General features: G+C 45.3%; 19 protein-coding genes. 18 read left to right on the top strand and 1 reads right to left on the bottom strand.

Annotation, left to right across the window (positions count from 1 at the left end):
• Nucleotides 1-169: 169 nt before the first annotated feature.
• The gene (locus ACQSGY_RS24020; RefSeq protein ID WP_111272895.1) at nt 170-775 is read left to right on the top strand and encodes a TetR/AcrR family transcriptional regulator; all 606 of its coding nucleotides are present in this window, start codon (nt 170-172) and stop codon (nt 773-775) included.
• 36 nt (nt 776-811) lie between these two features.
• Nucleotides 812-1,258, top strand: a complete 447-nt coding sequence (locus ACQSGY_RS24025) for a DoxX family protein (RefSeq protein WP_427181240.1) — start codon at nt 812-814, stop codon at nt 1,256-1,258.
• 166 nt (nt 1,259-1,424) lie between these two features.
• On the opposite strand, the gene ACQSGY_RS24030 is transcribed toward ACQSGY_RS24025, so the two are convergent.
• Nucleotides 1,425-2,345 (bottom strand): alpha/beta hydrolase fold domain-containing protein, encoded by a 921-nt coding sequence (locus tag ACQSGY_RS24030; RefSeq protein WP_427181241.1) that lies wholly within the window; start codon nt 2,343-2,345, stop codon nt 1,425-1,427.
• A gap of 63 nt (nt 2,346-2,408) precedes the next feature.
• Between ACQSGY_RS24030 and ACQSGY_RS24035 the strand changes: the two genes are divergently transcribed.
• The 16 genes from ACQSGY_RS24035 to ACQSGY_RS24110 all read left to right on the top strand — a co-directional run bounded on the left by ACQSGY_RS24035 (nt 2,409) and on the right by ACQSGY_RS24110 (nt 19,731).
• The gene (locus tag ACQSGY_RS24035; RefSeq protein ID WP_427181242.1) at nt 2,409-3,317 is read left to right on the top strand and encodes a LysR family transcriptional regulator; all 909 of its coding nucleotides are present in this window, start codon (nt 2,409-2,411) and stop codon (nt 3,315-3,317) included.
• 180 nt (nt 3,318-3,497) lie between these two features.
• Complete coding sequence (locus ACQSGY_RS24040) at nt 3,498-4,511, top strand: phosphotransferase enzyme family protein (protein WP_427181243.1); 1,014 nt, start codon at nt 3,498-3,500, stop codon at nt 4,509-4,511.
• A gap of 101 nt (nt 4,512-4,612) precedes the next feature.
• Nucleotides 4,613-6,346 carry a sensor histidine kinase gene (locus ACQSGY_RS24045; RefSeq protein WP_427181244.1) on the top strand — a complete coding sequence of 578 codons (1,734 nt, stop codon included), beginning with the start codon at nt 4,613-4,615 and terminating at the stop codon, nt 6,344-6,346.
• On the top strand, nt 6,324-7,721 hold the full coding sequence (locus tag ACQSGY_RS24050) for a response regulator transcription factor (RefSeq protein WP_427181245.1): 1,398 nt from the start codon (nt 6,324-6,326) through the stop codon (nt 7,719-7,721). The genes ACQSGY_RS24045 and ACQSGY_RS24050 overlap by 23 nt, the downstream gene beginning before the upstream one ends.
• A 216-nt stretch (nt 7,722-7,937) precedes the next feature.
• A complete protein-coding gene (locus ACQSGY_RS24055) occupies nt 7,938-9,674 on the top strand; it encodes a sugar ABC transporter substrate-binding protein (RefSeq protein ID WP_427181246.1) in 1,737 nt (578 codons plus the stop codon).
• Nucleotides 9,675-9,799: 125 nt separating this feature from the next.
• Nucleotides 9,800-10,666, top strand: a complete 867-nt coding sequence (locus tag ACQSGY_RS24060) for an ABC transporter permease (RefSeq protein ID WP_427181297.1) — start codon at nt 9,800-9,802, stop codon at nt 10,664-10,666.
• Nucleotides 10,667-10,679: 13 nt separating this feature from the next.
• A complete protein-coding gene (locus ACQSGY_RS24065) occupies nt 10,680-11,573 on the top strand; it encodes a carbohydrate ABC transporter permease (RefSeq protein ID WP_111272882.1) in 894 nt (297 codons plus the stop codon).
• Between the two features lie 116 nt (nt 11,574-11,689).
• Nucleotides 11,690-13,318, top strand: coding sequence for a glycoside hydrolase family 13 protein (locus ACQSGY_RS24070; protein ID WP_427181247.1), 1,629 nt, complete (start codon nt 11,690-11,692; stop codon nt 13,316-13,318).
• 46 nt (nt 13,319-13,364) lie between these two features.
• Nucleotides 13,365-15,032 carry a glycoside hydrolase family 13 protein gene (locus tag ACQSGY_RS24075; RefSeq protein WP_427181248.1) on the top strand — a complete coding sequence of 556 codons (1,668 nt, stop codon included), beginning with the start codon at nt 13,365-13,367 and terminating at the stop codon, nt 15,030-15,032.
• 118 nt (nt 15,033-15,150) lie between these two features.
• The gene (locus ACQSGY_RS24080) at nt 15,151-15,420 is read left to right on the top strand and encodes a metal-sensitive transcriptional regulator (protein WP_111272880.1); all 270 of its coding nucleotides are present in this window, start codon (nt 15,151-15,153) and stop codon (nt 15,418-15,420) included.
• Nucleotides 15,421-15,543: 123 nt separating this feature from the next.
• Entirely contained in the window at nt 15,544-15,864 is a 321-nt protein-coding gene (locus ACQSGY_RS24085) for a rhodanese-like domain-containing protein (RefSeq protein ID WP_111272879.1), read from the top strand.
• A 50-nt stretch (nt 15,865-15,914) separates the two neighbouring features.
• Entirely contained in the window at nt 15,915-16,313 is a 399-nt protein-coding gene (locus ACQSGY_RS24090) for a rhodanese-like domain-containing protein (RefSeq protein ID WP_427181249.1), read from the top strand.
• Between the two features lie 264 nt (nt 16,314-16,577).
• On the top strand, nt 16,578-17,540 hold the full coding sequence (locus ACQSGY_RS24095; RefSeq protein WP_427181250.1) for a D-2-hydroxyacid dehydrogenase family protein: 963 nt from the start codon (nt 16,578-16,580) through the stop codon (nt 17,538-17,540).
• Nucleotides 17,541-17,701: 161 nt separating this feature from the next.
• Nucleotides 17,702-18,325 carry a DUF2239 family protein gene (locus ACQSGY_RS24100; RefSeq protein WP_427181251.1) on the top strand — a complete coding sequence of 208 codons (624 nt, stop codon included), beginning with the start codon at nt 17,702-17,704 and terminating at the stop codon, nt 18,323-18,325.
• A 61-nt stretch (nt 18,326-18,386) separates the two neighbouring features.
• The gene (locus ACQSGY_RS24105; RefSeq protein ID WP_427181252.1) at nt 18,387-18,821 is read left to right on the top strand and encodes a DUF1330 domain-containing protein; all 435 of its coding nucleotides are present in this window, start codon (nt 18,387-18,389) and stop codon (nt 18,819-18,821) included.
• Between the two features lie 16 nt (nt 18,822-18,837).
• Nucleotides 18,838-19,731, top strand: a complete 894-nt coding sequence (locus ACQSGY_RS24110; RefSeq protein ID WP_427181253.1) for an alpha/beta fold hydrolase — start codon at nt 18,838-18,840, stop codon at nt 19,729-19,731.
• Nucleotides 19,732-19,821: the final 90 nt, after the last annotated feature.

A 19,821-nucleotide genomic window follows, 5' to 3' on the forward strand; every position in this document is an offset into this window, starting at 1 on the left:
AATTTCTATCCCACAATCAGGCTATAACGCAACTTAAAGCTTTACTGCAGCAGCATCGCTCTTTTTCAATACGTTAACGTCCTTAGAAATGGGGAAATTTAACGTATCGCTATTTACAAACCGCTGGTCGGTTTATATAATGAAGGTAACATATTTGGGAGGACTTCTGATGAAAAATGAAGATCGACGTAAACAGACAACAGAGCAGCTGTTAAAAGCAACAAAGGAACTTCTGCATGAGAAGGGCTGCCATTCCATTACCTTGAAAGAAATTATGGAGCGATCCGGCTTATCCAAAGGGGCCATCTTTCATTATGTTAAAACCAAAGACGAAATTTTTGTCTGGATCCTTCTTGAGCATCTCGACATGATTCATGAAGCTGTATTAAATAACGTTGCTGAAGCCGAGATCAAAACGTTCGAGGGACCGATGCAGATTATCGCAGCCAATCTATCGGGGATGGAGGATCGGGAGCTGATTACGAATAAGGTTCTAGCGTATTTACTAGGGAAAGAAGATGATCCTGAAGTATCCAAAGCTTTACAGCAGTTCTACGATACCTCGGTTAAACATTCTGCACACTGGATTGAACTAGGGCAGCAGCATCAGGTCATTAACCGTTCTGTTGACGCCAATAGTATGGGAGAGCTCTTTGTACTGCTTTCCATGGGATTACGTGTGCGAAGCTTTATGAAAACGAACGACCAGGACGGACTTAAACCAAAGGAACTTGCTTCATTTATGGCAGAGACTTTAAGAACTGCTTCACAATAACACATTCACTGACGAATGATGAAAAGGGGATGCACGATGGCACCATTTATCGTATTATGTACAACGTTTCTCATGTTCCGCGGAATCGGCTGGCTGGGTGTTCCAATGCTGGATCATTGGCATCCCGCTCTCCAGCTTGCAGTAGCGCTTATGTTTCTGATGACCGCATCGGCTCACTGGGGCAAAAGGAGAACAGATCTGTTAAATATGGTCCCGCCGGGCATTAAAAACAAAGAGCGGGCAGTAACCTGGACAGGCATACTCGAAATTGCAGGCGCTGCAGGCCTTCTGATTCCTGGTATTGACTGGATTGCGTCTATCGGACTTCTGCTTATGTTAATTCTCATGTTTCCTGCCAATATTCATGCCGCACGCCATAAAATAACCATCAATGGGAAACAGGTACTGCCCGTGTTTCCCCGCTTGCTGCTGCAATTATTTTTTATCACGGCCGTTGTCCTGGCCTCACCATGGTTCAAATAAAGAAACTGGCCCAACCCTCAGATCAGGAGATTGTTGGGCTTTTTGATGCTTCTGAATATTCTTTTCATATAACGTATGTTCACAGTCGGGACACTTCCAGCTGTTCAAAAGGACAGTATTTTCAGTTGCTTATATCTAAGGAGCCGGGCAGAGCACATTTAAGCATTTAGCTTTTGATTATATCTACAATTTGCTTGAGTGCCTTTTTGGCTTCAGGGATCGGAAACACGGGGAACACATGATTCATTTTCGGGTATTCAATATAGTTGATATGAACAGACTGCCGGGCTGCTTTTTCTTTGAATTTACGTGCATCGGGAAGGAAAAATTCATGGGTTCCGATAAACACCGAGATTTCACCCAGATTTTTGATCTCTCCATGAATTGGACTGACCAGGTAGTGAGAACGTGGCAGTTCACCTGCATATAATTTACCAGATGCAACCAGCATGTCCCAATTCAGCATAGGCTCCTTATCAATCATTGCCATAACCTCCGGACTACTCAAAGTAATGTCGAGCCATGGAGACAAGAGAATAATGTCTTTTGGCTGCGGCAATCCTTGTTCTTTCAAATACTGCGCGAAGGCGAGAGAAAGGCCACCACCCGCAGAATCACCCATAATGGTGATGTTTTCTGGTTTAACTGTTTTCAAGATATGCTGATAGACGATCAGTACACTAGCAATCGCATCGATGCATTGATGATTCGGAGCCTTTGGATACACCGCTGCATATACCGTACAATTTAATTGCTCCGTGAGATGATTCAGGAAATGCCAGTGCCATGTCAGTGGCTGCTCAATATATCCTCCACCGGGCAAATATAGAACGATCCGCTCATCCGATCGAGATTTCGATTTCATCGTGTAAGTATCTACGGGGAGGCTCTGATCCTTGGTTATACTGTATTTATGTTTTAGTTTTGCGGGAACTTCATAGGGCACACTATTGATTTTTCTACGTTCTTCGATAAATTCATGTACATTCATTTTTCTTTTTGTCATTTTGAGCAACAATTCTACAAGAAAACTTCGAATACTACGCATAATACCGACCTCCTTAGACAAATCATACTTGATTAGCATTATAAAATATATTTAATTATAATTTAGTATCATAAACTTTTATTTAAGGATAGGGAGAATGAGATGAACATTACTCAGTTGCAGTATCTGATATCTGCTGCACAATTCGGTTCATTTACCAAGGCAGCAAGTGTGCATCATCTGACCGTACCGACAATCAGCCAATCCATCAGGCAGCTTGAAGAAGAGATGGACACGATTATTTTTCACCGCACCAAAAAGGGCGTTGCTCCCACAGTCGAAGGGGAGTTGGTTCTGAAGCATGCCGCAGCTATTCTGAAAAATATAGACAGCATGCAGAATGAATTGCTTATACTGAAAGAAGATCATATGGAGAGCATTACAATAGCAACCATTCCCGGTTTTGTTCCGCAAGTTGTTCAGGCTACGTTAGAGCTCATGCAAAGTTATCCCACACTCAAGGTGCAGATGATCGAAGGTGACACTCAAACTGTCATAAAGCACGTTCAGGACGGTTATGCAAACATGGGTTTATTATCCTATAGTAAAAGTCAACAGAACTCTTCGCTTGAATGGGTGCCGATCGTAGACGGTAATGCCGTAATCGTTATGAATATCAGTTCACCACTACGTTATTTCAAAACGATATCTCCAGAAGCCTTGGAAAATGAGGCGTTTGTTCTATATAAAGACGAACATATCGAGAATATTGCTCATTATCTGATGTCTGCCAGTGCTGGCAATCGTATATCCCTGATTACAAATAACACGGATGCATTGGTTCAGATGGTCGTTAAGGGGAATGCAATTACCATTGCACCCGATTTTATCGTGAATACGTTGTCCTCCACCTATAAGGAACAGCTCGTCACAGTTCCAATTGAACAGCTCAGTTCCGATAACAAAGCTATATTGGGCAGAATTACAAAAGTGAATGAACCGGTTCCTAAAATGGTTGAAGAATTTACAACCAGACTTACAGATCGGGTTCATCATATTAATCCTAGATGAATCAAACGAAGTTAACGACACAAACTGATTCATCATCTTCAGGAATGTTATGTAAGGAATGAATATAAACAGACTCTGCCTATAATTGAAGATCAGCTTCCCTGTACACTACAGATATGGATACTTTGTTTTAATACATGTTCATATGACACTAAACGTCAGGAAAAGGGGATGCTCATCATGTTTCATTTTGAATCAGAGGAAGAACTTCAGCAGACGCTGCTGCAATGTAAACAGGCCGCTTTACAGGCAATACCCTATTATCAGCTGGACTGGGATCAGATTCGATTCAACCAGCTCTCGGGCACATGTACCTTTGTATTGGAGACACAGGAGAAGCAAAAGCTTTTGCTTCGAATTCATTCGGGAATGGATATACAGGAGATTGAAGCTGAATTATTATTACTTGAATCTCTTCATGCAAACAGTGACCTGATCATACCTCAAGGGCTTGTAAGTGCTGCCGGCTCCAGAGTAATTACACTCGAACGAGATGGTAATGTCGAATATCATGCCACATTACTAAGTTGGGTTGAGGGTGAGCATTCGCAAGGGGCGCTTACGGATGATCAGGTGTATCAGGAAGGTGTGCTTTTGGCTAAACTGCATCAAGCAGCCGAGGGTTTGACGCTCGCCCAAAACTCCAATTTCAAACGTCCTGCATGGGGGCAGCAGACATTTCAGCAAGCCTGGGCTCGATTAACGAAGTATTACAGCAACTTTCTGCGTGAAGCAGAATTCCAGCTGTATCGTGAAGCCGCCGACCGGGTTTCCTCATGGCTCGCCACACTTTCGGTTGAAAAGAACAGCTACGGCTTGATCCATGGAGACCTCCATCAGGGCAATATCGTTTTTCATGACGGGCAGCCTCGCGCCATTGATTTTGGAAGATGTGGCTACGGATTCTTTACATACGATATGGCCCATGTGATTCTGGGTCTGTATCCCGCACAAAGAAAATTAGTTATTCAAGGCTACGAAAGCATCAGAATGCTGGATCAAGATTGGTATGCTGCATTAGAGGCATTTGCCGTGATGGTCCTGATTGAAAATACCAGCCATCATGCGCCCAATCCCCGCGAAACCGAGAGTCTTCAAGCGGAGCAGCCCTACGCTCAAGCGATCCTTCAGCACTATTTAGACGGAAAACCATTTCTGTTTAATGCCATTGAGATTAATCAAAATTCCAGATGAAAGCGTTTGACTTATTCCAATAACCTTCTATAATTATGAAAGCAAAGGCAAGCTTCCACAGCAGGGGGCTTGCTGTTTCATTTAGCAAGGAGAATATCAACATGACACTAAAGAAAAGAATCTTTTTGTTGTTTTTCCTCAGTGCGTTTATCCCCTTTATCAGTATATTTGCCATCTCGTATTACACGATCGACTCCATTTTTGCCAATAAGATTGACGATGGAATTCGAAGTAATCTGCAGCAGGTGACCTCGTCTTTGGAGAACTCCATCACCAACCTGAACCACGTAACCCAGCAATTGTCCTACAGTGGTACGGCAGGCAAAAGGCTGCAGCAATTTCTGGACCCTGCCTCTGGTATATTTGAGAAAATTGAAGCAAGAGACGAATTAAAGAGCGAGTTAAGTGTTGTGACATTTACCAATCCGAATATCGGATTGACCTTGTATTATTTTCAAAAAGAAGGGACCACGCAATTCGGCAATTTTCCGATCAAAGATCGGTTTTCTCCCGAAGCTTTGCCAATCCTCTTTCAATCCTATGGCATCAGCTATTATAGCCCGCATGTCAGCATGAACCGTTTCAATGACGAGTTGGTTCTGTCCGCAATGCGTAAAGTGAAGCTCTCTGGCAGAGATGATGTGTATATTTATGTCGAATCCGGCTTTCGTCTGACCGAGGATATTCTGGGTTCCAATCAATCGAGCAGCACCGTATCTCATCTTATTCTGGATGCCGAAGGCAATACGGTCTACAGTGAAATACCCGATACGATCCGAGTCGGAGAAAACTTCAACAGCTTAACGAGCGCATCCGGCAAAGACGGCACATCTCGCGGTTATCACTGGTTCAAGACCGATTCTCCGCAGAAATGGAGCGTCGTGTCCGTCATTTCCCAGGATCAATACCAGCAGGAGAAAAATCAATGGCTGGTTCGAATAATGCTGGTTGCTTTATTTTTCCTCGGGTTTACCGTTTTCCTCGCTTGGCTGCTGTGGAAGATGGTATATAAACCGCTTGGTCTGTTTCATTCCGAGATTAATGGGATGTCGAAAAATCCACAAACCGCAGATCGGCAGCAGGCTCGCACAGCTATTCCCGAATTCGATTTTCTGCTCAGTGAATTCTCCAACATGCAGCATCAGATCAGCGATTTGTTTACGGAGGTGCAGCAGAAGGAAAAAATTCGCGCTGACCTGGAGGTGGAGAAGCTGTTATATCAGATCAATCCACATTTTCTGATGAACACGCTGGATACGGTTCACTGGCTCGCCGTGATGAACGGGCAGGGAGAGATCGACAAGCTGGTACAGGCTCTGAACAAGCTGCTTTACTATAACCTGGGCAAGCTGGGACAAGTCTCAACCATGCAGGAAGAATTGAATGCGTTGGGACAATATTTGATTTTGCAGCAGATTCGATATGATTTTGAATTTGATGTTCGCATCACAGCAGATGAGCAGGTGCTTCAGATTCCTGTACCTCGCTTTATCCTGCAGCCGCTGGTTGAAAATTCGCTGTATCACGGACTAAGCGATGAAGGTTTTATTCAGATCGAGGTCACCTGCACTTCTACATTGAACATTATGATCCAGGATAACGGGGCAGGCATGAGCGAGGAGACCATTCAGAAGTTGCTGAACAATCGGGTAGCCGAGCAGGATAAAGTCGGGATGGGCATCGGACTGAATTATGTTCTTCGCATGCTGAAGGCCCAATACGGGAATCAGGCTCAGCTGCGCATCGAAAGTGAACCCGGTAAGGGAACAAACATCCTGTTGATACTGCCTATAAAAGGAGAAGACGCTCATCATGATAAAAGTGTTAATAGTTGATGATGACAAGCTGGTACGCAAAGGCATTTGCTCTGCAATGCCATGGAAGGATTTCGATATGGAGGTAGTTGGAGAAGCCGGCAACGGGCAAAAAGCATTGGAATTTTTGCAAACCCATCCTGTCGATCTGATGCTGACCGATCTGGCGATGCCGGTCATGTCCGGCATTGAGCTGATGAGAGCGGCGAAGCAGCTCTATCCGGGGTTACATATTGTCGTATTGACCCTGCATCAGGATTTTGACTATATTCAAGAAGCACTTCGGCTGGGAGCCATTGACTATATCGCCAAAGTTCAGCTGGAGAAAGAGCAGTTCGAGCATGTTCTTCAGCGCATCTATACACGTATTAACGAGTCAGTTCAACCAACCCGCCCGGTACCTTCACTCGAAGAAACCAATGTTCATTATTCAACCTTATATGTGCTTGTGTCTCAGGATCGCAAATCTGAACAGCCCTGGGTTTCACAGATGAACGTGACTGACTATGAGATGCTTTGGGAGATTGAACGCAACTGCTGTATGTGGGCAGCTCGCAGAGAACAGGAGCAGCAGCTGTTTGAACAGCTGAAGGAGTTGCAGCTTCAAGCCCCGCAGAGCACACTATTCGTGCTGTCTGATGTACAAGCACAAACGTGGTCACAGATCAAAAGCTGGATTATTCATTACTCCGAAACCGAGTTGTTCTACAAATATACTCCCGATCTTAGGGTAACTACGCTTTCGATGAATGATGACAAGCCGCTTACACTCGCACCACCGCAGGATGAGAAGCTGGATCAGCTTAAACAAACCTGGTTTCAAACACCATGGACACATCATGAACATCATTATCGTGAACTTATCCACCAGTTCAAAGCATTACGGTTGCAGAAAGGGCAGCTAACGGGGCTGTTGTACTTCATCGTCATGGAGTGGAATCGCCTGTTTGCCCAGACTTCTCTTGGGAAACTCAACATGATTCATTCATTTGATTCCTGGTACGAGGTGGAGACATGGATCAGACAAACAGCAGCGAGCATTCGTCAAGCGGATCAGCAGCACGGGTATTCACCTGAAATTATGGGGGCTGTCAAAAAAGCCGTGAAGATCATTCAAAATGATTTGACACAGGCGCACACTGCTTCCGGACTATCCCAGCAGCTCAATATCAGCCGAAGTTATTTCAGTCAATGCTTCAAAGAGCTCATGGGACGCACATTTAACGATTACACCCGATACGTTCGAGTAGAGAAAGCCAAGGAATATCTGGTCAATACAAATCACACCATAGCGTGGATTGCAGAGCAAGTCGGTTATACAGATGAAAAATACTTCAGCCGAATTTTTCGAGAGATGACAGGACTCCTGCCAAGTGAATATCGACAGCTGGCATAGACATGGAGTAGTGGAATCAGCAAAGGGTAGACAAATGGAAGACGGCAGGTAGGATAAATGTATTTCTGCTGTGTCATGTGGGGAATCTCACCCGAAAACGGTGAACATTTCTCTAACCAATTGAGCGCGCAATCCCTATCCCGGCAGGGGAAGTAATCAACTTATAATGAAAGCGTACACAAAAATGATAATCAGATTGAAGGGGAATCTAACAAGATGACAACGAAAAGGTCCATGAAAAGCAATCTGTTCACGAAACGTTTGGCTGTGCTGTCCATGTCTGCCATGATGGTTACTGTTCTGGCTGCCTGTGGTGGAAGCACAGAGGCACCTACTGCAGAGGATGCAGGCAAATATGAAGTCAATCCGGGAGAGCCTTTTAGTGCGTATAAGGACGAAATCAGCGTCACTATGGGAAGGGTGACCACAGCCAATCCGAAACTGCCGGCGGGAGATACGTACGAGAACAATGCATATACCCGGCTGGTCAAGGATACGTTTAATGCCAAAATTACAGACCAGTTTGAAGCCAACGGTGAAGACTATAGCCGTCAGGTCTCGCTTGCGATTGCATCCGGGGAGCTGCCCGACATGATGCGTGTTGATTCCAAGGATGAGCTGAAGGAACTGGTAGACAATGATCTGATTGAAGACCTGACGGCTGTATATGATCAATACGCCACCGATGAGATTAAAAAAATATACGATTCTTACGATGGTCGTGCCTTGGGCAATGCAACGATAGATGGGCGTTTGATGGGACTGCCGGCAACTTCACTGGATTCTGCGCCAACGATGGTTTGGGTTCGCCAGGACTGGCTGGATTTGCTCGGAATTAAGCTTGATGCAGATGGAGACGGAGCGATCACGCTGGAGGAGGTCGAGCAAACGGCGCAGCAATTTCTGAAAAAAGATCCGGGGCAATCCGGCAATCCGGTCGGTATTCCTTTTGTAAACACCATGAACACGACTGATTATAATGGCTCTGCCTATACAATGCTGGGTGTTGCTTCAACGCAGAATGCATTTCCACAGTATTGGATGAAAGGTGAGGACGGCAAAATCTTCTATGGCTCAACAACCGAAGAGACGAAGCAAATGCTAGGTATTATGGCAAATTGGTTCAAAGCAGGCATCATTGATCCCCAATTCGGAACTCGTACATTTGATGATATTACCGCACTTTATGCGAATGGACAGAGCGGCATCGCCTTTGGACCTTGGCACATTCCTGACTGGGGCCTGATCAGTGTGAAGCAGATGGACAAAAACGCCAAATTTTCGGCTTATACGTTAGAGGATGCAAACGGCAAGGTCAATGTTGCACACGCGAATCCATCCAACCAGTTTATAGTTGTGAGAAAAGGATACGAGCACCCCGAGCTGGCGGTTAAAATTGTCAATCTGTTCTACGACAAGCTGGCGAATGACAAGGATGTTGCAACAACGATGCCGGAAGCAGCCAAATATCAAGAGACTGGCGTCGACGGATCGACCCGGCCATTCAACATCGAAGTCAACTCAGCGACATCACTGTTGGACGATTATTCGGATGTCGTTCGCGGAATTAAAGGCGAAATCAGCCTGGATGAGGTCCGTACGACCGAATCCAAAAACAATATTGGCAGCATCAAAACGTATTTAAGCGACATGGATACGGATAATACTACAGCCTGGTCGAAGTATCACTCACGCATTAACGGCGTGGGACTGATTGACAAGCTGACCAAAGAAGACAAGTTCGTGTGGATGACTCCTGCGTTTTCTGGAACCACACCTAGCATGAAACAGACCTGGGCTAACCTGACCAAGCTGGAGCAGGAGTCATTTATCAAAATTGTGACAGGGTCTGAACCGCTCGATTACTTCGATACTTTTGTGGTCAATTGGAAAAAACAAGGTGGTGACCAGGTAATTCAAGAGATTGAAGCCGAGATCACGTCACAACCATAAACATCTACAGAATGTGCGAGGCTGCGCACGGGTATATCCATGCGCGGCCTTTCTTCATCAGGGAAGGAGAATGCTTCTTGAAACAACGAAAATCAAACATCAATGGCCGCATCAGCTCAGGTACAATGTACCATATGATGATGATCCCGGGCATTTTATTTTTGCTTCTATTCAGCTATATTCCGATGGTTGGCGTAATCACAGCCTTTCAGGACTATATCCCGGCCAAAGGCATGTTTGGCTCTCAATTTGTCGGGCTCAAACATTTCATCTATATGTTCAAATTGCCGGACATTGCACAAGTGGTGAGCAACACGCTGGTCATCGCTCTGGGCAAAATTCTGCTCGGTACGTTGATGGCCATCATTTTTTCGGTGCTGCTTAATGAAATTCGCATCAAAACGATTAAGAAATCGGTACAAACGATTGTATATCTGCCGCACTTTCTATCCTGGGTAGTGCTTGCTTCGGTCGTTGTTAATATGTTCAGCCTGGATGGCATTGTGAATCAAATCCTGACCTTCTTCGGAGTACAGCACATTAATTTCCTTGGCAGCAACACATGGTTTCAGCCACTGATTATCGGGACAGATGTATGGAAAGAATTCGGGTACAGCTCCATCGTATATCTGGCTGCCATTACCTCCATCGACCCGGGCTTATATGAGGCTGCGGGCATGGACGGGGCCAGCTGGTGGAGAAAAGTATGGCACATTACGCTACCAGGCATGCTGCCAATTATTCTGCTCATGGGTGTCATGAGTCTGACGAATATATTAAGTGCGGGCTTTGATCAAATCTATAACCTCTATAATCCGGTAGTCTATGAATCAGGCGACATTCTGGATACGTATGTTTACCGCATTGGTCTGGTTGGAAGACAGTACAGCTTCGGTACGGCAGTGGGTTTGTTCAAATCCGTGATCGGTATTATTTTACTGTTATCGGCCAATCAGCTCGCCAAAAAATATACGGATCGCAAAATATTCTAAGGAGGCAACGTCTGTGTCATACTCTGCAAACTTCAAGGATCGACTGGGCCGGTTCTGCATCTATGCCATTGTCATCCTGCTTGCGCTGATCTGCCTTCTGCCTTTATGGAATATTGTAGCGATTTCCTTCAGCAGCAGCGAGGCGGTATCAGCCAATGCAGTTGGACTTGTTCCGGTTAACTTCACAACAGCAGCTTATACGCGAATTATTGATGATGCTCAGTTCTGGCGTTCTTTCGGCATATCCGTGCTGCGTGTAGTGCTTTCCCTCGTGCTGAACATGATTTTGATTACTTTGATGGCTTATCCATTGTCCAAATCCAAAAGGGAATTCAAGGGCAGAAACATCTATATGAATGTTATGATCTTTGCGATGCTGTTCAGCGGGGGCATGATCCCGAGTTACCTGCTGATCAAAAATCTGGATATGCTCAACACCATCTGGGCACTTGTACTGCCCGGCGCGGTACCGATATTTAGCGTGATCCTGGTCATGAACTTTTTCTCAGCCGTTCCTAAAGCGCTGGAAGAAGCTGCGTTCATCGACGGCGCGAGCCCGCTTCAGGTTTTATTCAAAGTGTACGTTCCTGTGTCTATTCCTGCCCTGGCAACGGTGGCTTTATTCAGTATTGTGGGTACATGGAATGATTTCTTCAGTGGTTTGATCTACATGACCAAAGTGAGCAACTATCCACTTATGACTTATATCCAGTCACTTAACGTGAATATTGCGGACCTGCTCCAGGCTGGCACAAACTCCAGCGAGCTTAGCAATCTGACCGAGATATCCAATAAAAATCTGAATGCGGCCAAAATCGTAGTGGCAGTGATTCCGCTACTGCTGATTTATCCGCTGCTCCAGAAATACTTTGTAACGGGAATCGTTGTCGGATCGGTCAAGGAATAACCTGCTGCAATCAGAACATAAACGTGAGTATTTTAATATATAAGGGCAATCACTCAAGAATAAAATAGGATAGAGGGCGCAGCCACTTGGGCAGCGTCAGAGAGGTGGAGCAGCGTATGGAACCGAAGCAATGGTGGAAAGAGACGGTTGTTTATCAGATCTATCCGCGCAGTTTTCAGGATAGCAATGGGGATGGAATTGGTGACTTGAAGGGCATTGTATCCCGCCTGGATTATCTGCAGCAGCTTGGAATCGGTGCAATCTGGTTATCACCCGTATGCAAATCTCCTCAAGATGATTACGGTTATGATATTTCAGATTATCAGGATATTGATCCGATGTTTGGCTCACTGGAGGATATGGAAGCCTTAATTGATGAAGCTGCCAAACGGAACATACGCATTATCATGGATCTGGTTCTCAATCATACATCCGATGAGCACCCATGGTTCCAGCAGGCCAAAAAGGGAAAAGACAATCCATACTATGACTATTATGTATGGCGAGACGGGATTGAAGGAACACCGCCTAACGACTTGGGCTCTACCTTCGGCGGTTCAGCCTGGGAGTGGGTGCCCGAGATGGGCCAATATTATTTACATTTATTTTCTGTCAAGCAGCCGGACCTTAACTGGACCAATCCGAAAGTACGGCAGGAAATGTACAATATGATCAATTGGTGGATCGGGAAGGGTGTTGGTGGGTTTCGCCTCGATGTCATTGATCTGATCGGTAAAGTGCCGGATGCCAAAATTACAGGAAACGGGCCTCTTCTCCATGAATATATTCAAGAATTAAGCCGGGAAACGTTCCAAAAAGGAAATGAGCTGTTAACGGTTGGCGAAACATGGGGAGCCACGCCAGACATTGCGAAACTGTACAGCAACCCGGACGGCAGCGAGTTTTCCATGGTATTTCAGTTTGAGCATATCAGCCTGGATGAGCAGGAGGGCAAGGGAAAGTGGGATCTCAAACCTCTGGATCTGATGGAATTGAAAACGGTACTGTCCAAGTGGCAGACCGAGCTTAAAGGAGAGGCATGGAACAGTCTGTTCTGGAATAACCACGACCTGCCACGGATCGTCTCACGCTGGGGGAATGATGGCGAGTTCAGAGTTGAGTCCGCTAAAATGCTTGCGACCCTGTTGCATGGCATGCAAGGTACACCTTACATCTATCAGGGTGAGGAGCTGGGCATGACCAATGTTCAATATGAAATCGAGGAATATCGGGATATTGAATTGCTTCGTTTGTACCGGGAAAGAATCGAGAAGGGGTATGCTGAACAGGATGTGATGGATTCAATCTACGCGAAGGGACGCGATAATGCGAGAACGCCTATGCAGTGGAATGATTCCAAACATGCAGGATTTACTACGGGTGAACCTTGGATCAAAGTTAATCCGAATTACACGGACATTCATGCCGCAGAAAATGTAAACAATCCGAATTCAATATTCCATTATTATCGTCAGCTCATTCAGCTCAGAAAAGATTATAAAGTCATTGTTTATGGAGATTATACATTGATTTTCCCGGAACATTCCGATGTGTTTGCTTACAAACGAACGTTACATGATAAACAAATTATAGTGGTTTGCAATTTCCGGGGATATAAGGTAGAACTACCGCTCCAGGAGCAAATGGCAGAATCTGCTAAACTGTTACTGGCTAATTATTCAGATCATCTGGCTCATAACGAATTACGTCCATACGAAGCCAGAATGTACCTTATGGAGACGTAAAAATATAATGATAACAGCCGTAGTTAAGAAAGAAGGAAGAGTACGAATGAAAAGAGTATGGTGGAAAGAGGCAACCGCTTATCAAATCTATCCAAGGAGCTTTATGGATTCAAACGGGGACGGCATCGGCGACATTCAAGGAATTCTGTCCAAACTGGACTATATTCAGGAGCTTGGTATTGATCTGATATGGATCTGTCCGATGTATAAGTCGCCTAATGATGATAACGGGTATGACATTAGTGATTACTGCTCTATTATGGATGAATTCGGAACGATGGATGATTTTGATCAATTATTACAGGAAGTCCATCGGCGCGGTATGAAGCTTATTATGGATCTGGTCATTAACCATACCAGTGACGAGCATCCCTGGTTCATTGAATCCCGTTCATCCCTGGATAATCCGAAACGGGACTGGTACATCTGGAGAGAAGGCAGGAACGAAGAGGAACCAAACAACTGGGAAAGCATCTTTGGCGGATCGGCCTGGCAATACGATGAAACTACAGGGCAGTATTATCTTCATCTGTTCTCCAAAAAACAACCGGACCTTAACTGGGCCAATGCCGAGGTTCGTAAATCCATCTACCAGATGATGAACTGGTGGATGGACAAAGGCATTGACGGCTTTCGGGTGGATGCGATCAGCCACATCCACAAAGAAGAGGGGTTGCTGGATATGCCGGCCAAGGAAGGCGTCAGATACATTTCTTCATTTGAGAAGCACATGAATGTGAAAGGCATTCAACGTTATCTGCAGGAAATGAAGGAAGAAACGCTGTCCAAATATAATGTTGTCACTGTTGGCGAAGCAAATGGGGTAAAAGTAGAGGATTCCGAGGATTTACTTGACTGGATCTGTGAAGTCAGAGGCAAATTTAATATGGTATTTCAATTCGAGCACCTTGACTTGTGGAACAACAGCACAGACAGGCAGCTGGATGTTTCCAAGCTGAAAAATGTGATGACCAAATGGCAGAAAGCACTGGAAGGCATCGGCTGGAATGCACTGTTTATTGAAAACCACGACCAACCGCGCAAGGTTTCCTCCTGGGGAAACGATACGCAATATTGGTATGAAAGTGCTACAGCGCTTGGTGCCATGTACTTTTTCATGCAGGGCACGCCATTTATCTATCAGGGACAGGAAATTGGAATGACCAACGTGTCTTATCCTTCAATTGAGGATTACAACGACATCGCTGACCATAACCTGTATCGGATCAAACGGGAAGAAGGCATGTCACACGAGCAGATTATGAATATTATCTGGGCATCCAGCCGGGATAATTCCAGAACACCGATGCAGTGGTCGGCAGGGAACCAGGGTGGGTTCACGACAGGTATTCCCTGGTTAAGGGTGAATGATAATTATCTCGATATTAACGTGGAAAAGCAGCTGCAGGAGCCTCACTCTGTCCTGCAATTCTATAAACAGATGATTCGGCTACGGAAACAGCATGACACGTTAATCTACGGCACGTATGAGCTTTTATTGCCTGAACATCCTGAAGTTTTCGCATACACACGTACATTAGAAAGTAAACAGGTGCTGGTGCTGATCAACCTGAGTGGACACACCGTGGAGATCGGGGAGGATGCGCTTGGTATTCGGTTATCAGAAATGTGGCTGAACAACTACGAGAAACCGGTTTCTGGTCGATTGCAGCCGTATGAAGCCCGTATTGGTCTATGTGATGATGAAATGTAAAATGAACGAAGGAAGCGCTGGTTCGAATATGAACCAGCGCTTTGTGTGTAAAATGGTACAATGGCGAATTTTCATTTATAATATACCCATACAGGTATGCATAAGGAGCGGATCACAGATGGAATATAACTACACAGATAGCTTGAAAACACGTTTACGGAGAATTGAAGGTCAGGTTCGGGGCGTTTTGCGTTTAATGGATGAAGGAAAACCATGTAAAGAAGTCGTGGCTCAGCTGTCTGCGGTGCGTAATGCATCTGACAAAGCACTGGCTCAGATGGTTGCCGAGAATCTCCAGCAGTGTATCATGGCAGAGCAGGAAGCAGGCAACAAGGATACAGACAAGCTGGTGAAAGAAGCAATTGAACTGCTTGTGAAATGCAGATAGCTGAACACATTTCCATTCAGAGCTTGAGAAGGCTCTAATCTCACGCTATAATACCCATAGGGGTATATGTTTATTGCGTGATTAGCTGCGTTTCAAACCAAAACAGATTGGAGACAGATTGAGATGGCGTTTCAGATTCCAAAGGCAATTACACCGCAAGAGGTAGCAGCACAGTTAAAACAAGGAAAACAGCTATTTCTGCTGGATGTTCGGGAGGATGCGGAGTGGATTGAAGGACATGTGCAGGGGGCAAAACATATTCCGTTAGGACAGTTAATGGAACGGGTAGAAGAGTTGCCTGACTCCGGGGAGATCATCGTGATGTGTCGAAGCGGCAACCGCAGTGGTCTTGCCTGTGAGCTTTTGCATGAGAAAGGTCTACAGATTGTGAATATGACAGGTGGTCTTGGCAGCTGGACGGACTACGATCAATTGGTTCGATGAAGATTGTGAACTGTTGTAACCCAAGCACGTGTGAAGAAAGGATGTCATGAATGACACTGGTATTTATCGCAGTCGCAATCGGTATCATATGGCTTATTATTCAGCTGTGGCCAGTCTCCTCACTAACCTATGTGAACAGCGAGGAGTGGGACCCGTCACACAAACGGTGGTCTGACGTCAGAATGCTGGATGTCAGGGACTCAAGCGAGTTTTGGGAAAATCATATCCCGGGTTCAATCAATATATCCATTGGCCGATTGTCCGCAGTCTGGATGAAGGAGCTGTCACCGGATCAGGAAGTCATGATCTTCTCACGGAATTGGCTTTCCCGTCAAAAAGCTGCACGCATGCTGGCGCGTCGTGGCTTCAAACGTTTGTATGCCGTTAAGAGCTGTTATTTTGCTAGGAATGGAAAGGAAGATTCCTGTGAGCGTAAATGCTGTTATTAATATCGGCATTCTAATTTTCAAGGCGGCGTAATTGCATGGAGGGACAGGTTGATTTCCAAATAATGCAAGGCTGCAAAGGTGAAACATCTTTAGGCAACGTTCAAACCTTGTTTACAACTTAATGAAAATGAGAAGAAGACATGGCTCTATTGAGTTATGTTTCTTTTTGTTGTCTGGCGAAGATTTTCCAACACATGGAAACATAATAATATATAATGTAGTTAATTACGGACGATAAGAATCAATGAACTGGGGGAGCATGAGATGAGACTTCGATGTGCAATTTTGGACGATTATCAGAATATCGCATTAAATATGGCAGACTGGACGAAGATATCCGACAGGGTAGACGTTAAATCCTTTCAAACACATTTTGCAAGTGAAGCTGAGGCAGCAGCCGAATTAGGCGATTATGAAATCATCATACTCATGAGGGAACGAACACCTTTCAGAGCGTCACTGCTGTCGCAATTACCCAAATTAAAACTGCTGATTACAACCGGGATGCGGAATGCTTCCATTGATATCAAGTATGCTGAAAGCATGGGAATCACAGTATGTGGTACAGCCAGCAGTTCAGCGCCTCCAACCGAATTAACATGGGCTCTGATTTTGGGTCTGACCAAAAATCTTATTGCGGAAAATCAATCATTTCAAAGCGGTGGCCCTTGGCAGAGCACTGTCTGCTCGGATCTGAGCGGTAAAACGCTTGGACTGGTTGGATTAGGAAAAATCGGTACAACCATGGCTCAGATTGGCAGAGCTTTTGGTATGAATGTCCTCGCCTGGAGTCAGAATCTAACCTCTGAACGTGCAGAAGCTGCCGGTGCTCAGTTTGCTGCAACGAAGGAGCAGCTCCTGTCTCAAAGTGACATTGTTTCCATCCACCTCATTCTGAGCGAACGGACGCGACATTTAATCGGTGAGACGGAACTGAAGTCAATGAAGAAGACTGCTTATCTCATCAACACCTCACGCGCTTCCATTGTGGATCAGGACATGCTGGTTAAAGCGCTGCACAATCACTGGATAGCCGGAGCAGGCGTTGATGTATTTGACGTTGAACCACTCCCTGATTCACACCCACTGCGTTCCACTCCCAATCTACTTGCTACTCCGCATTTGGGGTATGTTTCTCAGAACAATTACCAAACCTATTATCAACATGCATTGGAAGATATCGCAGCATTTCTTGAGGGAAGTCCTGTTCGAAAGCTCAGCGTATAAACTAAAAAAGTACAAACTACAAACTTGACTATGATTGATAACAGCGGTCCATCCCTCGGGCTGCTGTTTTGTTTTAGCTAAAAATAATTATACCCGGGTAATATTGACTTTATGTTTTTATCCGGGTAATATTAGTGAAGCATCAAAAAAGGAGGCATGATATGCAAGCTTCATTAATTCCAATCAGCTGCACTGCTTTTCTAGATCGAGCATGCTTCGCCAAAGGCTCATTACAGCATGTGGTGACCACCGTGAAGGATTCTCTGGAGGACAGCAAACTTGCACAAATCCTTATTTTCAATGATGGGACAGGTAAGCCAATCGACGTTGATTTTCGCGGGAGCACAGCTGAAGTGCTTGACCGGTTAAGTAGTGAGAGTGGGGAAGGGCATGCTGCGGTTACAAAAGAAAAAGAAAATGAGCAGCCCGCTCGCAAGGTTGGTCGTCCCAAGCTGGGCGTCGTATCGGGTGAAGTTACGCTGCTCCCCAGACAATGGGAATGGCTTAAGGCTCAACCCGGGGGCGCTTCTGTAACACTGCGAAAACTGATTGACGAGGCCCGCCGTGTGGGAGAAAGCGAAAGTAAAGTTCGCGCAGCTCAAGAAGCAGCGTATCATTTTATGACTGCAATGGCAGGGGATCTTAATCAATATGAAGAGGCTCTGAGAGCGCTGTATGCGGGAAATGAAGCTCTCTTTAACGAATTAATTGATGATTGGACACCAGATATCCGAGACTATGTCAAGTATTTAGCCAAGGGTGCGTTCATGCAGGAAGACAATTAATGCAGCACTAATCCTGTGTACAAAAGCAAAACAGATAAAGAAGGAAAGTGAGGAGAGCAACTTGACTGAAGCAACTCGTTACATTGAACCGACTCAAACTAGCGGCATGAAGCTGATGCGACGAAATATTAAAGGCAGTATATTCATGTTGAATCTGTTGCATTTTCGTGAAATCGCTGACTATTCCTCTCATCCTGATCTAACCCCTGAGCAGCCGATTAGCGGAGAGGAAGCATTTCAGCGTTACATTCAGCACACACTTCCGTTTTTAGAAGAAAGCGGAGGCGAGATTGTTTTTATGGGCAAAGGCGGAGAATTTCTGATTGGTCCCGAGGCTGAGCAATGGGATTTTGTCATGTTGATCCGTCAGAGCAGCATAGAGTCATTCGTGGCTTTTTCGGATCATACATCTTACCTGGAAGGGATCGGACATCAAACTGCCGCCATCGAAGATTCACGGCTTTTGCCTATTACAGAGTTACCGAGATATGAATGATAAGGAGAACATAACAATGAATATGTTAAACGTTAACGGTATTGATCTTGCTTATGACAGTTATGGCGATGAAAAGAATGAAGCCATTCTCTTGATTGCCGGACTGGGAACACAAATGATCCGATGGACTGTTCCATTTTGTGAAATGTTGGCGGCGAAAGGATACAGGGTGATTCGTTTTGATAATCGGGACACCGGGTTATCTACCCATTTTAGTGATCACGAAACACTGGATTTTGAAGCACTTGCCAGAACGCTGATGTCAGGACAACGCCCGAATATTCCTTACACGCTTGAGGATATGTCTGATGATACAATTGCATTGTTAGATGCACTGGGCATCGCGAAAGCACATATCGTCGGACGTTCCATGGGCGGCATGATTGCCCAGCTTACTGCTATTCGTTATCCTGAGCGTGTGCTTTCGCTGACTTCAATCATGTCAACCACAGGTAATCCCGAACTTCCGCCAACCTCGCCAGAAGTGATGGCTTTAATGACTCGTCCAGCTCCAAACCCGAGAGAAGATGAAGCAGGGTACCTGGCTCAAAGCACAGCTTTTGCCAGACGAATTGCAGGTACAGGCTATCCGTTTAACGAGAACGAGTATCACTCGATGATTCGTGAGGAATTGCAGCGAGCTTATGATCCGGGTAGTATCGGAAGGCAAATTGCAGCTATTGCCGTATCCGGCGACCGTCGTCCGCAACTCGCAAAAGTAGTTGCGCCTACGCTAGTCATCCATGGAGCGGAAGATCCCATGTTTGTGCCAGCATGTGGTGAAGACACAGTGAAAGCTATCTCGGGTGCTGAGTTTATGCTGCTTGAAGGCATGGGGCATGATTTGCCGGAACAGCTGTTTGAGAAGGTCATTGACGGAATTGTGAGAACAGCTCAGTGCAAAGGTTAACAGGTTGAAATGGCAAGCGACTATATAAGTTGAACTAAAAATCTTTACACAATCCACTCCGATAACAGAACAACCTGGAGAGTAGCGGTT

The organism is Paenibacillus sp. TC-CSREp1, assembly GCF_050171015.1.
GTDB classification, from domain to species: Bacteria; Bacillota; Bacilli; order Paenibacillales; family Paenibacillaceae; genus Paenibacillus; species Paenibacillus silvae.

Excerpts from the sequence above, each read along its gene's own strand:
- ACQSGY_RS24020 (WP_111272895.1), top strand. The coding sequence starts at position 170 with ATGAAAAATGAAGATCGACGTAAACAGACAACAGAGCAGCTGTTAAAA.
- ACQSGY_RS24025 (WP_427181240.1), top strand. The coding sequence starts at position 812 with ATGGCACCATTTATCGTATTATGTACAACGTTTCTCATGTTCCGCGGA.
- ACQSGY_RS24030 (WP_427181241.1), bottom strand. The coding sequence starts at position 2,345 with ATGCTAATCAAGTATGATTTGTCTAAGGAGGTCGGTATTATGCGTAGT.
- ACQSGY_RS24035 (WP_427181242.1), top strand. The coding sequence starts at position 2,409 with ATGAACATTACTCAGTTGCAGTATCTGATATCTGCTGCACAATTCGGT.
- ACQSGY_RS24040 (WP_427181243.1), top strand. The coding sequence starts at position 3,498 with ATGTTTCATTTTGAATCAGAGGAAGAACTTCAGCAGACGCTGCTGCAA.
- ACQSGY_RS24045 (WP_427181244.1), top strand. The coding sequence starts at position 4,613 with ATGACACTAAAGAAAAGAATCTTTTTGTTGTTTTTCCTCAGTGCGTTT.
- ACQSGY_RS24050 (WP_427181245.1), top strand. The coding sequence starts at position 6,324 with ATGATAAAAGTGTTAATAGTTGATGATGACAAGCTGGTACGCAAAGGC.
- ACQSGY_RS24055 (WP_427181246.1), top strand. The coding sequence starts at position 7,938 with ATGACAACGAAAAGGTCCATGAAAAGCAATCTGTTCACGAAACGTTTG.
- ACQSGY_RS24060 (WP_427181297.1), top strand. The coding sequence starts at position 9,800 with ATGTACCATATGATGATGATCCCGGGCATTTTATTTTTGCTTCTATTC.
- ACQSGY_RS24070 (WP_427181247.1), top strand. The coding sequence starts at position 11,690 with ATGGAACCGAAGCAATGGTGGAAAGAGACGGTTGTTTATCAGATCTAT.
- ACQSGY_RS24075 (WP_427181248.1), top strand. The coding sequence starts at position 13,365 with ATGAAAAGAGTATGGTGGAAAGAGGCAACCGCTTATCAAATCTATCCA.
- ACQSGY_RS24080 (WP_111272880.1), top strand. The coding sequence starts at position 15,151 with ATGGAATATAACTACACAGATAGCTTGAAAACACGTTTACGGAGAATT.
- ACQSGY_RS24085 (WP_111272879.1), top strand. The coding sequence starts at position 15,544 with ATGGCGTTTCAGATTCCAAAGGCAATTACACCGCAAGAGGTAGCAGCA.
- ACQSGY_RS24090 (WP_427181249.1), top strand. The coding sequence starts at position 15,915 with ATGACACTGGTATTTATCGCAGTCGCAATCGGTATCATATGGCTTATT.
- ACQSGY_RS24095 (WP_427181250.1), top strand. The coding sequence starts at position 16,578 with ATGAGACTTCGATGTGCAATTTTGGACGATTATCAGAATATCGCATTA.
- ACQSGY_RS24100 (WP_427181251.1), top strand. The coding sequence starts at position 17,702 with ATGCAAGCTTCATTAATTCCAATCAGCTGCACTGCTTTTCTAGATCGA.
- ACQSGY_RS24110 (WP_427181253.1), top strand. The coding sequence starts at position 18,838 with ATGAATATGTTAAACGTTAACGGTATTGATCTTGCTTATGACAGTTAT.